The following is a 16,039-nucleotide window of genomic DNA, read 5'->3' as shown; positions in this document are numbered from 1 at the left end:
ACTATCCCCCTGGGGAATCTGACTGGATGGCTGCTTAGAAGCCGTAGTGCTCAATGGCTTCCAGAATCCCTTGGGCATAGTGACCCTTGGCAAAGTAAATGTGGGGGCGATCGCGCAGCTTTTCCAATTCCGGACTGTGATTGCCCACAACAACAGCAAGGGTATTCCCCGTCAGCATTTGCTCGTCATTGCCAGAATCGCCAGCCACCAACAGTTTTTGCAGCGGATAGCCCCACTTCAGGGCCAGATAGCGCAGAGCATCGCCTTTGGAAGCACGTAGGGGCAAAATATCCAAGAACTGATTGTGGGAGAAAATCGGCCGACAATGGAGTTTCTGCTGCCGCAGCAGCCGCAGCACTGGTGTAATGCTGGGGAGAACAGTGGTGTCAACGTTGTAGCTAATTTTGTGGGAGCGTTGATTCTCAGGGGGTTGCAGCCTTAGGCCGGCCACAGCGGCGAGGGTGTCTCTGACCCGCTGCGGTTCCCAGCGATAGCTAATGTGCTGCTGCCAACTGGTGTCGGGAACCAGGTGCGGGCCATAGTAAATTTCACTGCCCACGGATGTAATTAAAACATCGGGGATGGGCACCCCCCATTCATGGAGCACCTCTAGGGTAATTTCTAGGTGACGCCCCGTTGCCACCCCAAAACCCATTTCGGGACGGCGTTGGAGAAGGGTTAATAGTCGCTCAAGGGCCGCGCGATCGCCAATCAAGGTATTGTCAATATCACTAATCAACAGGCGTTCGAGGGTGAGCAGGCGGTTCCGTGTCAGGGTGGTTGGCAGTTGATGAGTCTGGCACTGAAGCGGTTGCCGTTGCACACTCAACACGGGCAACACCGATTTTGCCGCCAGTTGATCAAGGGCCTGCAAATAGGCCTCCACATGACTGCGCCAAGAGTAGTGGGCCTGTACCCCCTTCAGGCCATTGTCTGCCCAAATCTGCCACTGACTATCGCTTTGAAAGGCTTGATGCAGAGCGCTGCGAATTGCTTCTAGATCAAGGGCATCAAAGAGCAAGCCATTGCGACAGTGGCGGATAATCTCCTGCGGCCCGCCATCCGCTGTGGCCAAAATCGGCAATCCACAGGCAGCCGCTTCAATGAGGGTCAGGCCAAAGGGTTCCGTCAGCGCAGGATTGATAAAAACCCCCCGTTGCTGCGCGGCTAAACGGTACAGATCGGGGACTTCATCACTCGTGTGGGTTTTCGGATAGGCGACTTTGCCATAGAGATCATAGCGATCCACCAGCAAAAAGACTTCCGTCAATACTTGGCGAGGGCTGGCCTCCATCTTGCTAATATCGGTGCGATTGCCGAGAACTAAAACGAGATTTGCTCGCTCCTGCAAAAAGGGATCGCTGCCATAGACCTTGAGCAGGGCAGCCACATTCTTACGTGGTACTGGTCGAGAGAGGCAAAAGATAAAGGGCTTTTCCGGCTCCAGCAAAAAGCGACGCAATTCCTTGCGAAACGGTAAATCGGCTGGAACCGGGGCTGGATAGAAGCGGCTGGTATCTACCCCCGGTGGAATCACGGCCATCCGTGCCGGGTCGTATTGATCGTAGAGGCGATACTGCTCTTCGACTTCCTGGTGGGTACTGGCAATAATGAGTGCGGCACTGGCAAGGGTTTGTTCTTCGGCTTCGATGCGCGTCGTAAAGTGAAACTGCTCTTCAAGGGCATCGGGTTTACCGCCCTGGGCCAGGAGTCGCTGTTGCTTGACCCGTCCGAGGGAATGCCCAGTGTGCACAAGGGGAACCCCCAACCAGCCAGCCACACGGCAGCCCACATAACCCGCATCGGCATAGTGACTGTGGATGACATCGGGCATGCGCCCACTTTGGCGGAGATGGCGCAACAGTTCATCGGCAAAGACATCTAGATAGGGCCAAAGCACTTCTTTGCGCAAATAGCGGCGCGGACCACAGGCCAGACGGACAATGCGGGCGCGATCGCTAATTCGCTCAATGGGCTGGGCATAGTCGGGACTGACCTTGGCATCGGGAATTAGACGAGTGACCAAATCCACTTGTGCAACACGGGGATGGGCTGCAAGGGTTTTTGCCAGTTCGACCACATAGCGCGTTTGTCCTCCCGTATCGGCATCTCGCCCCAGTTCAAGGCGATCGCCCCGAATCAAACCATGAATGCTGATGAGGACAATGTATAATTCCTCTTGCATAGCCGCTCCTTACTTGGTGCCCAACAACCCAATTGGGGATCATCATCACCCTACCGAAAACCATGAGTATTGTCCAAAAACCCATGGCGGCAATCTCCACAGCAATTCATCTCAAAGAGGTCTCCTTTGGCTGGTCGCCAGAGGTTTTAGTGCTGGATCAGGTATCGTTAGAAATCCCGCGGGGGCAACTGTGGATGCTCCTAGGCCGCAATGGTAGTGGTAAGTCAACACTGGTGCGTATTTTGGGGGGACTTTTGCAGCCCCAAAGGGGTGAAGTCTATGTAGAGCAGCCCCTTGGCTTTGTCTTCCAGAACCCCGATCACCAACTGGTGATGCCGAGTGTGGGTGCCGATATTGCCTTTAGTCTCAATGGTGAAGCTCTGAACTATTGGCAGGTGCGTGAGCGCGTCAGTGCTGCTCTGCAAGCGGTAAATTTACAGGGGCTAGAACGCCGTCCCATCTATGCCCTCAGTGGTGGCCAAAAACAGCGGGTAGCTATTGCCGGGGCGATTGCTCGCCATTGCCGGGTGCTGTTGCTCGATGAACCCACGGCACTCCTTGACCCCGATAGCCAGCGGGAACTCTTGGGCTATGTGCGCCAACTGGTCAACACTCAAGGGATGACGGCGCTGTGGGTCACCCATCGCCTCGATGAACTAGCGCAAGCGGATGGTGCCATTGTTCTCGATCGCGGCAAAGTGATTGGCCAAGGGGCACCCACCGATATGATTCCTCTGCTGCACGCTTGAAGAGCCAACCGTTCCTTCACCAAAAGCGATTTTTCAAACCGCTGGCCCCTGCTTTGGCTGCTATGATCAAAAACTAAAGATATAGAATACTTGCATAGGAATTCACCTGTAGGATTGAACTGTTGCATTAGGAGCGATCGCCATGACTGAACCCCCCCAAACCCCACCCCCCGAAGAACCCACAGCCAAAGCTGGTCGTCCCGCCCGTCGCAGCAATCCGCCCACCAAGGAAAATAGCGGTCAAATGGTCTCCCTCGCCGAAAAAACGGCGCTTGCCCCCGCCGGCACCACCCAAGCCAGTGACATTGTGGTGTGGCAAACCTTTAATAGTGCCGGCCTACGCCCCATTGAGGCCAGTCCGGTGCAAGTGGTGCACATGATCAAAGATGCCGGTGAGCGGCCTGTGCTCAGCAGTGGCCTGCAAATCTACGACAGCATCAACTCCGCTGGTATTCGCCCCATTGTGGCAACCAATTTCCGGGTGGTTGAAACCCTCAACATCATGGGGGTGCGGCCAGTGGCGGCGGATGACTTTGAAATTGTTGAGACAGTGAATTGGATGGGCATTCGTCCGATTACCACCAGTGGCCTACACATTGCTGAAACCTACTATTCCGCTGGAGAGCGTCCCATTGCCTCCAATATCATTGATGATTCCCCTGTCCTCATGGGCTATCTGGACTAGGGTGACCGTGTTGCCAGTTTGCCCTTTTAGGTGAGGCAGTGGCAGTTTAGATGGCCATTGATCCCTATCGGCACCTGCTGCGGCCACTGCTTTTTTCTGGGTTGCAGGCGGATCCAGAATTTTTGCATCAGCAGTTTATCTCTCTCTGTGGGTGGCTCAATCAAGATCGTTCCCTAGGCACTTGGCTACGGCAACAACTCCAGCAACGGTATGCCCTTTCAGACCCCCGCCTAGAGCGGCAGGTGTGGGGGTTGCGCTTTCCGAACCCCATTGGTTTGGCAGCGGGGTTTGATAAGAATGGGGTTGCCCGCAGTGTCTGGTCGGCCTTTGGCTTTGGCTTTGCTGAATTGGGCACCGTTACGTGGCATCCGCAGCCGGGCAATCCTCGGCCGCGCCTCTTTCGCCTAGGGGCCGATCGCGCTGTCATCAATCGCATGGGGTTTAATAATGCTGGGGCAGAGGCGATGGCTGCCTCCTTAGAGCGATCGCCCCCACCCAATATTCCCATCGGCATTAACCTAGGCAAATCAAAAATTACCCCTTTGGAGGCCGCCAAAGAGGATTACTTAGCCAGTTTTCGCCGCCTCCATCCCCTGGGGGATTATTTCGTGATTAATGTGAGTTCGCCCAACACACCGGGACTGCGGGACCTGCAAGCCAAGGAACAACTGGAACCCATTTTGGAAACGCTCCAAACCGCCAATCACCCCCGCAAGCCCCTGCTGCTGAAAATTGCCCCCGATTTGAGTTGGGAACAGATTGCTGCCATTCTTGATCTCCTGCAGGCCTATGAACTTGCCGGGATTGTAGCCACCAATACCACCGTGGCACGGGAGGGGCTGAAAAGCCAGACTATTCCTCAGACGGGGCGATCGCCCGCGGCGGAGGCCGGCGGTCTCAGTGGCGCCCCTTTGCGCGATCGCGCTACCGCCGTGATTCGCTTTATCCACAAGCAGACCCAAGGCACTCTGCCGATCATTGGGGTAGGGGGGATTTTCACGCCCGAGGATGTCATTGAAAAACTGGCGGCCGGTGCAACACTAGTGCAACTCTACACCGGTTGGATTTACCAAGGACCGAGCCTATTGCGGGAGCTACTCAAAGGACTCTTAGCCCACGCAGCCGATCCAGAGAAACCAGAGAAATAGCCTTCATACCCTTGTCAAGGGGAGCATTCTGATTGTTAACTTTTCTATAGTATTGTCCCTATATTTTACGAAAGTATAAAAATATGACCGTTTCGCCCGAGCAGATTGACCGCATTGTTTCCAACCAGCACCACGATCCCTTTGAAATTTTGGGATGTCATCAGATTCAGGAAAATGGCCAATCCGTGTGGGCGGTACGTGCCTACTTACCGAATGCCGAGCGGGTGAGTGTCCTCTGTCCCGAGCAGCGGCAAGAATATCCGATGACGTCGGTGCACCACCCCCACTTCTTCGAGTGCCATATTCCCGTAGCAGAACTCAATAACTACCAACTAAAAATCTGCGAAAATGGCCACGAGCGGGTTATCTATGACCCCTATGCCTTCCGCTCTCCAAAGCTGACGGATTTTGATGTTCATCTCTTTGCCGAGGGTAATCACCACCGCATCTATGAAAAACTAGGGGCACACCTGCTCACAGTCGATGGCGTCGCGGGGGTGTATTTCGCCGTCTGGGCACCGAATGCCCGCAATGTCTCTGTCATTGGTAACTTTAACCACTGGGATGGCCGCAAACACCAAATGGCACGACGGGGCAATGGCATCTGGGAACTCTTTATCCCCGGGTTGGGTGTCGGCGAGCACTATAAGTACGAAATTAAGAACCAAGAGGGCCACATCTACGAAAAATCAGATCCCTACGGCTTCTACCAAGAACCGCGTCCCAAGACTGCTTCCATTGTCACCGACCTCAATAGCTACCAATGGGGCGACAACGACTGGCTAGAAAAACGGCGCCACACCGACCCCCTTACCCAACCGATTTCTGTCTATGAGGTGCACCTCGGATCGTGGCTCCATGCCTCCATGGAGGATCCCCCCATTGGGGCCGATGGCCAACCCCAAGAACCCGTACAGGTGGCAGAACTCAAGCCCTGGGCACGCTTTCTCACCTATCGTGAATTGGCGGCCAAACTTATTCCCTACGTCAAGGAATTGGGCTACACCCACATTGAACTTTTGCCCGTTGCTGAGCATCCCTTCGATGGCTCTTGGGGCTACCAAGTGACTGGCTACTATGCCCCCACATCCCGCTATGGCAGTCCCCACGACTTTATGTATTTCGTGGATCAGTGCCACCAAAACGGCATTGGCGTCATTGTCGATTGGGTACCGGGGCACTTTCCCAAGGACGGCCATGGGCTGGCGTTCTTTGATGGCACCCATCTGTACGAACACGCGGATCCCCGCAAGGGCGAACACAAGGAATGGGGCACCCTAGTCTTTAACTATGGTCGCCACGAAGTGCGCAATTTTCTGGTGGCCAATGCCCTCTTTTGGTTTGACAAGTACCACATTGACGGTATTCGCGTGGATGCCGTGGCCTCGATGCTCTATCTCGACTATGGCCGCAAGGAGGGAGAGTGGGTACCCAATGAATACGGTGGACGGGAGAATTTAGAAGCGGCCAACTTCCTGCGCCAAGTCAACCACGTGATCTTTAGCTACTTTCCGGGGATTCTGTCGATTGCTGAGGAGTCAACAGCCTGGCCGATGGTCTCCTGGCCGACCTACATGGGGGGATTGGGCTTTAACCTGAAGTGGAACATGGGTTGGATGCACGATATGCTTGACTACTTCAGCATGGATCCGTGGTTCCGCCAGTTCCATCACAACAATGTCACCTTCAGTATGTGGTACCACCACAGCGAGAACTTCATGCTGGCCCTTTCCCACGATGAGGTGGTCCACGGCAAGAGTCACATTATTGGCAAAATGCCGGGCGATCGCTGGCAGAAATTTGCGAACCTGCGCTGTTTGTTTGCCTATATGTTCACCCACCCCGGCAAGAAAACCATGTTTATGGGGATGGAGTTTGCCCAATGGAGCGAGTGGAATGTCTGGAGCGATCTGGAGTGGCACCTGCTACAATACGAGCCCCATCAGCAAACCAAACGCTTCTTTCAAGATCTGAATCACCTCTACCGTTCCCAACCGGCCCTCTATACCCAAGATTTCAAACAGGAGGGCTTTGAGTGGATTGACTGTAGTGACAACCGCCATAGCGTTGTGTCCTTCATCCGCTGGGACAAGGACTACCAAGATTTTGTCGTTGTCGTCTGTAACTTTACACCACAGCCCCATAGCCACTATCGTATCGGGGTGCCGGAGCATGGTTTCTATAGGGAATTGTTTAACAGTGATGCCCGCGAGTATGGCGGCAGCAATATGGGTAACTTAGGCGGCAAGTGGGCGGATGAGTGGCCCTACCACAACCGCCGCTATTCCCTTGATCTGTGTTTGCCCCCCTTGGCGGTGCTGATTTTGAAACTGGATCGTGAGAAGACGGCGGCGGAGCGGGCCCGCTATAACCTTAAGTCCTAAGTTTCCAGAATTCCTGCTTGGACTTGCCAAAGGCTGTAATAAACCCCCTGCTGAGCCAGGAGGGCTTCGTGGGTCCCCTGCTCCACAATTTCACCTCCCTCAAGGACATAGATGCAGTTGGCGTGGCGAATGGTGGAGAGGCGGTGGGCAATGGCAATGGTGGTGCGATGGGCAGTAATCTGGGCTAGCGATCGCTGGATGGCAGCTTCGGTTTCGTTATCCACGGCGGATGTGGCTTCATCGAGCACCAGAATCGGCGGATCTTTGAGAAGGGCACGGGCGATCGCCAGCCGTTGCCGCTGACCACCGGAGAGTTTTTGGCCCCGCTCCCCCACCACCGTGTCATAGCCCTGGGGCAGTTGCTCAATGAAGTCATGGGCTTCAGCCAGTTTTGCTGCCCGGATCACCTCAGAACGGGTTGCCTCCGGACTGCCATAGGCAATGTTTTCAAACACGGTGCCGTGGAAGAGAAAGACATCTTGGCTCACCCAGCCAATGGCTCTGCGCAAATCCCGCAGGCGATACTCGCGAATATCCACGCCATCAAGGAGAATGCACCCCTCTTGGACTTCATAGAATCGCAGTAACAATTTCACAAGGGTACTTTTGCCGGATCCCGTGGAGCCGACAATGGCGATCGTTTGACCTGCAGGGACGTGTAAGCTCACATTTTTCAGCACGGAGGCACGGCCAGCATAGGCAAAGCCGACCGCTTCAAAACGTACCTCCCCTTTGACATGGTGCGGATCAAGGGGGCGATCGCCCGGACAAATCGCGATCGGCGTTTCCAGTAAATTCAGCACCCGCTGCGTTGAGGCCATGGCTCGTTGATACTGATCCAGTGTTTCCCCCAAACGGGTCAGCGGCCAGAGCAAGCGTTGAATCAGATAGACCATCGTGCTATAGGCCCCCACATCCAAGCGTCCCTGAAAAGCAGCAAAGCCCCCCAGTACCAAGGTTCCCGTAAAACCAAATAGAATCACAAAGCGGATCAATGGAATGTAGGCAGCACTGAGGCGAATGGCGCGGCGATTACTCTGTTGGTAGGCTTCACTGTCCCAGCGCAGGCGCTCCAGTTCGTAGAGCTCAGCCGTAAAGCTCTTGATCGTTTGAATGCCCGTAATATTGTTGGCCAAGCGTTCATTGAGGAGTCCCGCCTTTTCCCGCACCTCTGCATAGCGAGGTGCCAGTCGCCGCTGAAAGATCACCGACCCCCAGAGAATCAGGGGCATCGGCAGCATTCCCCAGATTGCGACATTGGGTGCCAAATAAAAGAAAATGCCACCAATAACAAAGACGGTGGTTGTTACCTGCAACACCTCATTGGCACCGCCATCCAAAAATCGCTCCAGTTGGTTAATGTCATCATTGAGAATCGAGAGCAATACCCCACTGCTGCGCTCCTCAAAAAAGGCCAAATCCATTTCTTGGACATGGGCATAGGTCTCAAGGCGCAGGTCGTGTTGGATCTGCTGGGCTAAATTGCGCCAACTGCGGGCATAGGCATACTCAAAGAGCGACTCCAAGCTCCAAATCACAAACGATAGACCCGCTAAGGTCAAGAGTTGCTGCTCAAAGCTTGCTAGCCCCCAGCGAGCAAAGAGGGAATCCTGCCGCTTCACCACTAAATCCACAGCAATCCCAATCAGAACGGGGGGAGCCAGATCAAAAATTTTATTTAGGATAGAGGAGAGGGAGGCAAACCCCACTTGGCGTTGGTAGCGCTGGCTGTGGTGTAGGAGTCGTAGAAACGGATGCAAGGCTTCTTGGTCTCCCCAAAGTGCAGGACAATCGGCAGCAAGCAGATAGCTCGCCTCATTCTTAAGATAGGCTAAAGAACTGTCCACTTGGGGGACTACGTCTGCAATCTACTGCCTGCCTCTCAAACAGAAGCTTTGCCCGCCTCCCGAATCGGTACCCACTCCGTATGGAAGGTTCCCGGTTTATCGATTCGCTCGTAGGTATGGGCACCAAAGAAGTCCCGCTGCGCTTGGGTGAGATTTTGGGGCAGGCGATCGCGCCGATAGCTATCGAAGTATTCTAGGGAGGCACCAAAGGCGGGTACAGCAATCCCCGCACGGGTCGCTTCCACCAAAACCTCCCGCCACGCCGCCTGCTTATCCAAGATGGTCTGGCGAAACTCTGGCGCCAGCAGCAAATTGGCCAATTGAGGATTTTCGCCGTAGGCCTGCTTAATCTTATTCAGGAAGCCAGCCCGAATAATGCAGCCCCCTTTCCAAATGCGGGCAATCTCACTCAGGTTCAGTTGGTTATCAAAGAGTTCCTGGGAGCCTTTGGCAATCAGGGCCATGCCTTGGGCATAGGAGCAGATCTTCGAGCAGTAGAGGGCATCGCGAATTTTGGCAATGAATTCTTCGGCATTGCCGCTAAAGTGAGCCGCAGGACCAGGGAGCACTTGGGCAGCCGCCATCCGTTCGGCCTTGATAGAGGACATGATGCGAGCATTCACGGCAGCGGCAATGGTTGGAATCGCCACCCCCATCTCAAGAGCACTTTCCACCGTCCAGCGACCAGTTCCCTTTTGACCTGCCGCATCCACAATCACATCCACAAGGGGCAAATGGGTTTCTGGGTCAATATAGGTGAAAATCTGGCTGGTAATTTCAATCAAAAATGAGTTAAGTTCAGGGGTTTCATTCCAGCTTTTGAAGACCTCATGGAGTTGCTGGTGATTAAGGCCAAGAAGGTTTTTTAGTAGGTCATAGGCCTCGGCAATGAGCTGCATATCGCCATACTCAATACCGTTGTGCACCATCTTGACAAAGTGACCCGACCCCCCTGGTCCAATGTAAGTGACACAGGGGCCATCATCCACTTGCGCTGCAATTTTGGTGAGAATGGGTTCGAGGGCTTGGTAGGCTTCACGACTGCCGCCAGGCATGAGACTTGGGCCATTGAGGGCACCCTCTTCACCACCGCTGACCCCCATACCAAAAAAGCAAAGTCCCGCCGCCTCCATTTCGGCAACGCGGCGTTCAGTATCGGTATAGAGGGAGTTGCCACCATCAATGAGGATATCGCCGGGTTCAAGGAGGGGCTTGAGCTGCTGGATCAGATCATCCACAGGTTGCCCTGCTTTGACCATTGCCAAAATGCGGCGCGGCCGCGACAGGGAGGCAACCAATTCCTCAAGACTATAGGTGGCCTTGAAGCAACGGCCTGCGGCTCGTTCGGCCATGAAAGCTTCGGTGCGGGCGGGTGTGCGATTATAAACCGCCACGGAAAATCCATTGCGCTCCACATTGAGGGCAAGGTTTTCCCCCATGACGGCGAGGCCAATAACGCCGAAATCTTGCTGTGACATACATCCGTCCTGCAATGGCAAGGATCACTTCCACCATAGCGGCAAGCTCAGCCAGTGGAATGGAAGAAGGTATTAACTTTTAGGCCAATCCCACCAGTTTTTCGCTCAACTCCCAAAGACGGCGGGCTTTTTGCTCATCGCTGCCCTCTGCCGAGAGTTCTTGGACAAAGGCTTTGCGGCCTTCTTTTTGGCGATTCCCCCAGCTCCAGTGCACCCCCGACTGACGAAAGTCAGGGTCTGCCACGACCATTGCTACCCGCTCCCCCGCTGTTTCTTGGCTAACATAACCACCCGTAATGTACTTTTGAAAGAGGGGGAAGAGCTTCTGAAAGAGGGGGAAGTGGTGGCGAAACAGAGGCGTGTCGGCCACACAACCCGGGTAAAGGGAACTAAAAACAATTCCGGTGCTCTCGTGGAAGCGACGATGCAGTTCCCGTGCCGTTAGCATATTGCAGAGCTTGCTGTCTTTGTAGGCCTTGCCCGATTTGAAGGGCTTACCGTTAATCATGGCAATGGGTTTCTTAAAGCCCTTTTCAAAGCCCTCGAGGTTCCCCAAATCAGGGGGGGCCGGAATGGGAATTTTCCCGCCGAATTCTTTGCGGTTGGCCGTCACCGTACCGAGAATCACCAAGCGCTTATCGCTTTCGGGAGAATTTTTCAAGTCTTCTAGCAGGAGATTGATCAAAAGAAAATGCCCCAAGTGATTGGTGGCTACCGTCATTTCATAGCCATCCACACTGTAGATGGGTTCCTTAAGCAGCGGATAATAGACGGCAGCATTGCAGACAAGAGCCCGCAGGGGGCGATTCAATGCCCGAAATGACTCAACGAAGCCGCGCACGCTGGCTAAGGAAGACAAGTCCAAATGCAAAATGCTGTAGGCCTCCGGTGGAATCTGCATGTCCTTGGCCATTTTCTCAGCTTTTTCAAGATTGCGGCAGGCCATAACAACGTGCCAGCCCCGATTGGCTAAGGCTTTGGTAGCATACAATCCCACTCCAGAGGATGCACCCGTAATTATGACCGTTGGGCGTGGCTGATCACTCATAGGTTCTGTGGCATACTTGCGGTAACGTCGCTATTGATCCTGCCATAGAAGCGATCGCCCCCTAGGAGCACCCCCAGTGATCATTTACAGTTACTTAATAAATGGACTCGATAGTTAATCAAGTTTTGTATCTAGCTTGCCTTTTGCCTATTTTTAGGATTAACCCAACTCTATGACGCTCTGCCAACCCCTGCCGCCGTGGCTGCGCAAGCCCCTGGGCAAAGCCAGCGAGATCTCCACTGTTCAGCGCCTAGTGCGTCAGTACGGAATTCACACGATTTGTGAAGAGGGGCGCTGTCCCAATCGCGGTGAGTGCTACAGCCAAAAAACTGCCACTTTTTTACTTTTGGGTGCCACTTGTACCCGCGCCTGTGCTTTTTGTCAGGTGCAAAAGGGGCAGGCTCCCGCTGCCGTAGATCCGGAGGAGCCGGCCAAAATTGCCGCCGCCGTTGCCACCTTGGGATTGCACTACGTTGTGTTGACCTCCGTGGCTCGCGATGACTTAGCTGACCAGGGGGCAGGTCAGTTTGTGGCGACGATGCACGCCATCCGCCAGCGCTGCCCCCAGACAGAAATCGAGGTACTCACCCCCGACTTTCGCCTGGACCGGGGCCGGGTGTCCCAACGGGACTGCATTGCCCAAATTGTGGCGGCTCGGCCCGCCTGCTACAACCACAACCTAGAGACCGTCCGCCGTTTACAGGGTCCTGTGCGGCGCGGCGCCACCTATGAGAGCTCACTGCGGGTCTTGGCCATCGTCAAGGAACTGAATCCTCAGATTCCCACCAAGTCCGGCTTGATGCTCGGCTTGGGAGAAAGCGAAACAGAAGTTATTCAAACCCTCAAGGATCTGCGGGCGGTGGGCTGCGATCGCCTGACTTTGGGGCAATATCTACCTCCTTCGTTGCACCATTTACCCGTAGTGAAGTATTGGACACCCCAAGAATTTGAGAATTTGGCTAACATTGCCCGTGAACTGGGCTTTTCCCACGTGGCAGCGGGACCTTTGGTGCGTAGCTCCTACCATGCCGCCCAAGCAGGCCAACTATACGCCAACTAGTAGAATGTCAAAAAAATCACAACACCCTATTTGACAAATGACCTCGGCAGCAACTATAATGCACCAAACGTTGCATAACTAGCCTGCAACACATTCAGGCTGCATTGTGTAAGCTAGTACTAAGGAGTAGCAGAATTCATGAAGGATTCTGCTGAGCCTAATCCGTTGTGAGTGAGGAGTAGTCTCGTGAAAAAGACCTACTTGTTAGCAGGTAGCTTAAGTCTATTAGGGGTGGTTGCCGGGGCCGGCATTGCCACTGCCAATCAACCCGCTCCCCTTGAAAACCCGATTCCTGCTGAACCCCAAAATCTTCAAGCTGCTGAAGCCCCACCTACCCCCAGCACCGTCGCCGATGCCTCCAGCACCATTAGCACGGTGAATGAATTGCTGGCCAATCAAGACACCATGGGGCAGGTGACCTCGGTGTCCCAACTTTCGGATGTGCGCCCCACCGACTGGGCCTACCAAGCACTGGCCTCCCTTGTGGAAAAGTATGGTTGTATTGCCGGTTATCCCGATGGCACCTTCCGGGGCAACCGCGCCGCCACGCGCTATGAAATGGCAGCGGCCTTGAATGCTTGCCTTGACGTGATTAGCGACCGCTTTGCCACCAAGGAGGACTTGGCCACTCTGCAAAAATTGATGGACGAGTTCAAAGCAGAATTGGCGACCCTGCGAGGCCGTGTGGATAAGCTGGAGGCCCGCACTGCCCAACTGGAGGCCCAGCAATTTTCGACAACCACAAAACTCACAGGAACGGCAGTGATGTCCGTTCAGTATGGTGGCCGCCCCTCTAGCCCGCTTCCATCTTTGGCTGGTAATTTGGCGCCTGCTCCCGGCCGAACAAACCCCACGGTCATTGCGGGGGTTTTGCTGAACCTAAATACCAGCTTCACAGGTACCGACCTACTACAAACCACTCTCTCTACAGGGAATGCTGGCCGTGATGCCATTAGTACCTATGGTTTGGGTTCGCAAATAGCCACAACACTGGGTGCCCCACCCGATCCTTTCACAGTACCACTGCCCTACTTTAGCCCCAGTCAGTATTACTGGTCGGGTTTTGGTCCAGGCGTCAACCTATTCCGCCTTGCCTATAGCTTTAAGCCCACCAAGGACATCACAATTACAGCCGGCCCTCAATTTTATCCCAGTGATATTATCGACACCAACAGCTGGGCCAACTCTCCCGCCAGTGACTTTGGTACCTACTTTTTCCTGAATAATCCCTTCATTGTGCCCTATGCCATGAACTTCCTAGGAGGTGCCGGTGCCGCCATCCAATGGAATCCCAACGAAGGTCCCTTCACGGTGCGGGCATTGTATGTTGCGGCCGAAGCGGGACGGGCTGCAGCTGGGATTGCTCCTCCAAGTCCAGGGGGTGGCTTTGGCGGCGATCCCTTCCAAGCGTCGTTGGAGCTCGAGTATGCCAATAAGTTTGGTGGTGGTAAAAACAGCTATGTCGTCAAGCTGCAGGGTACCTACTCCAAGACCTACGGCATTGAGGCCCAAGCGGGAGGCATTAACTTTGAGCTGAACCTTGGTCGTTTGGGCATCTTTGGTCGTGCCGGTGTCGCGGGGATTCCCAGTACTTACTTTCCACAGGTTTCGCCCCTACCTTTCTCTATTTTCGGCGCACCAGCAGCAGGTATGATGGCCTACAACTTTATGGCCGGCATTGGCTACAAAGACTTGCTGGTACCGGGCTCGGTCTTAGCTGCCGCTGCGGGGGCACCGTTTATTAACAGTGCTCCTGTGGGTGGTCCCATCAACAATGCCGATCAAGTGAATGTGGAGGCCTTCTACAAATTCCCGATCAGCGACAACATTAGCATCACGCCCATCTTCACGGCCATTATTAACCCCAACAATACTAACGGTGGCGGCGTCGTTTCCGGCCAGCCAATTCTTCAAGGGGTGATTCGTACCACCTTTACGTTCTAGGGCCGCGGAGTTTATCTTCAGCTCTTTCCCCTCTCCCCTGCGGAGGGGGATTTTTTATGGGTTTTATTTTTTCCAGGGCCGTTTACTTGCCGTTGTCAAAGTTATTAACTTTTCTGAAGTCTTCTTTCATCTTTTTGCCAGCAGCGGTTAAATATAATTTAACTATCCGGTAATCGTTGGCTGTTGCCGAAGCTCAGCAGGACTTGGGCTGATGGAGACCGATCTAATGGCATCAGATTCTGGTTTGAGTGGCGGGGGAACATTGGAATCTACAGAAACACTTCAGCCTGAGGAATTGCTGCAGCAGCTGAGCACCTCAGGGGGTACCGGTTGCTTTAAGGTCGGCGTTGGGGACCAGAAATGGTTTCTTTACTTTGATCGCGGGGAGATTATCTATGGAACCCACACAATTGAGCCGGGCGATCGCTTTGAACGACATTTGCGGCAACTGAGCCACAGTGTCCCCGCCTTGGATCGTGAATTGCGGGCCCAAGTACGCCAGCAATGGGAACAGGCCAACACCCCCACCCCTATTTATGAATATGAGAGTTTGCGCTGGTTGCTTACCCAGAAGATCATTACCCCAGCGCAGTTTTCTCAGTTGGTGGAGGGGCTCATTCTTGAAGTCCTGGAGTCCTTTCTCTATCTCAAGAGGGGTCACCACGAATTGGTGCCCTACATTGATGTTCCAATTGTGAGTCGCTTTGACGCCAATCGCCTCATTGAGTCCTGTAAGGGGCGAATTCAGCAGTGGTTAAACCTTGGCCACAAGATTGTCTCGCCCTTTCAGCGTCCCTACTTTTTTAGTAGTGCCCACGTGAATTTAGCGCCTGAGCAGCAGCAACGTTTGGGCTCTCTGTTGCGGGGCTTTAGTTTTCGCCACTTGGCGGTGCTGCTCAATCAAAATGAAATTACTTTGGTGCGCAGCCTCTTGCCCTTAATTGATAAGGGGGCTGTGGTGGTTCGGGAACCCCAACATCCCTTTGACTTACTGCCCAACTTTGATCTCAGTTTGTGGCAGGAAACAACACCCACAGTGGTAGAGGAAAGTGGCGACTCAGGGAGTGGTTTTTTTACCTCCCAGGTCGCGAACCGCACCTATCGGATTATCTGCATTGATGATAGTCCAACAATCCTCAATGAAATGAAGCGGTTTTTAGCCGATGATGCCTTTGAGGTAATTGCCCTCAATGACTCCGTAAAAGCCCTGATGGAGGTGATGCGCCTTAATCCCGATCTCATTCTTTTGGATGTGGGAATGCCCAATATTGACGGTTATAAGTTTTGTAAAGTCATCCGCAACCATGAACGCCTTAAATCAGTACCGGTAATTATGGTTACAGGTAACACAGGACTCATTGACCGCGCAAAAGCCCGTCTTGTGGGGGCAACGGATTACATGACTAAGCCCTTTACCCAGGCAGAACTCTTGAAAATGGTGTTTCAATACTTGACCTAGGGGCAGGCAACGGGTGGCGGATGGCAGTATATTGACAATGATTGATTCTTTG

11 protein-coding genes are annotated in these 16,039 nt (G+C 53.8%); 7 read left to right on the top strand and 4 right to left on the bottom strand.

Annotation, left to right across the window (positions count from 1 at the left end; translation table 11 throughout):
- Window positions 1-34 precede the first annotated feature (34 nt).
- A complete protein-coding gene (locus IGQ16_RS04615; protein ID WP_297060414.1) occupies window positions 35-2,185 on the bottom strand; it encodes an HAD-IIB family hydrolase in 2,151 nt (716 codons plus the stop codon).
- Between the two features lie 62 nt (window positions 2,186-2,247).
- Between IGQ16_RS04615 and IGQ16_RS04610 the strand changes: the two genes are divergently transcribed.
- From IGQ16_RS04610 to glgB, 4 genes are all read left to right on the top strand, one after another.
- Window positions 2,248-2,934 (top strand): energy-coupling factor ABC transporter ATP-binding protein, encoded by a 687-nt coding sequence (locus tag IGQ16_RS04610; RefSeq protein WP_024125973.1) that lies wholly within the window; start codon window positions 2,248-2,250, stop codon window positions 2,932-2,934.
- Window positions 2,935-3,076: 142 nt separating this feature from the next.
- Window positions 3,077-3,619: a hypothetical protein gene (locus IGQ16_RS04605; RefSeq protein WP_024125972.1), complete on the top strand. Its 543-nt coding sequence runs from the start codon at window positions 3,077-3,079 to the stop codon at window positions 3,617-3,619.
- A gap of 50 nt (window positions 3,620-3,669) precedes the next feature.
- On the top strand, window positions 3,670-4,767 hold the full coding sequence (locus IGQ16_RS04600; protein ID WP_024125971.1) for a quinone-dependent dihydroorotate dehydrogenase: 1,098 nt from the start codon (window positions 3,670-3,672) through the stop codon (window positions 4,765-4,767).
- 83 nt (window positions 4,768-4,850) lie between these two features.
- On the top strand, window positions 4,851-7,151 hold the full coding sequence (glgB, locus tag IGQ16_RS04595; protein WP_024125970.1) for a 1,4-alpha-glucan branching enzyme: 2,301 nt from the start codon (window positions 4,851-4,853) through the stop codon (window positions 7,149-7,151).
- On the opposite strand, the gene IGQ16_RS04590 is transcribed toward glgB, so the two are convergent.
- The 3 genes from IGQ16_RS04590 to IGQ16_RS04580 form a co-directional block, all read right to left on the bottom strand.
- Entirely contained in the window at window positions 7,148-8,956 is a 1,809-nt protein-coding gene (locus tag IGQ16_RS04590; protein WP_051372908.1) for an ABC transporter ATP-binding protein, read from the bottom strand. The genes glgB and IGQ16_RS04590 overlap by 4 nt on opposite strands.
- A 77-nt stretch (window positions 8,957-9,033) precedes the next feature.
- A complete protein-coding gene (gene gndA, locus IGQ16_RS04585; RefSeq protein ID WP_297060411.1) occupies window positions 9,034-10,476 on the bottom strand; it encodes an NADP-dependent phosphogluconate dehydrogenase in 1,443 nt (480 codons plus the stop codon).
- Window positions 10,477-10,555: 79 nt separating this feature from the next.
- Window positions 10,556-11,524, bottom strand: a complete 969-nt coding sequence (locus IGQ16_RS04580; RefSeq protein ID WP_297060409.1) for a protochlorophyllide reductase — start codon at window positions 11,522-11,524, stop codon at window positions 10,556-10,558.
- Window positions 11,525-11,696: 172 nt separating this feature from the next.
- Here IGQ16_RS04580 and lipA point away from each other — a divergent pair, with 172 nt between their 5' ends.
- From lipA to IGQ16_RS04565, 3 genes are all read left to right on the top strand, one after another.
- Window positions 11,697-12,584 (top strand): lipoyl synthase, encoded by an 888-nt coding sequence (gene lipA / locus IGQ16_RS04575; RefSeq protein ID WP_297060407.1) that lies wholly within the window; start codon window positions 11,697-11,699, stop codon window positions 12,582-12,584.
- A gap of 186 nt (window positions 12,585-12,770) precedes the next feature.
- Complete coding sequence (locus IGQ16_RS04570) at window positions 12,771-14,528, top strand: iron uptake porin (protein WP_297060405.1); 1,758 nt, start codon at window positions 12,771-12,773, stop codon at window positions 14,526-14,528.
- 226 nt (window positions 14,529-14,754) lie between these two features.
- Window positions 14,755-15,987, top strand: coding sequence for a response regulator (locus IGQ16_RS04565; RefSeq protein ID WP_297039942.1), 1,233 nt, complete (start codon window positions 14,755-14,757; stop codon window positions 15,985-15,987).
- Window positions 15,988-16,039: the final 52 nt, after the last annotated feature.

Source organism: Thermosynechococcus sp. M3746_W2019_013 (assembly GCF_015296045.1).
GTDB lineage: Bacteria > Cyanobacteriota > Cyanobacteriia > Thermosynechococcales > Thermosynechococcaceae > Thermosynechococcus.
Note: the sequence above shows the minus strand (reverse complement) of the source record. Positions and strands in the feature narration are given on the sequence as shown.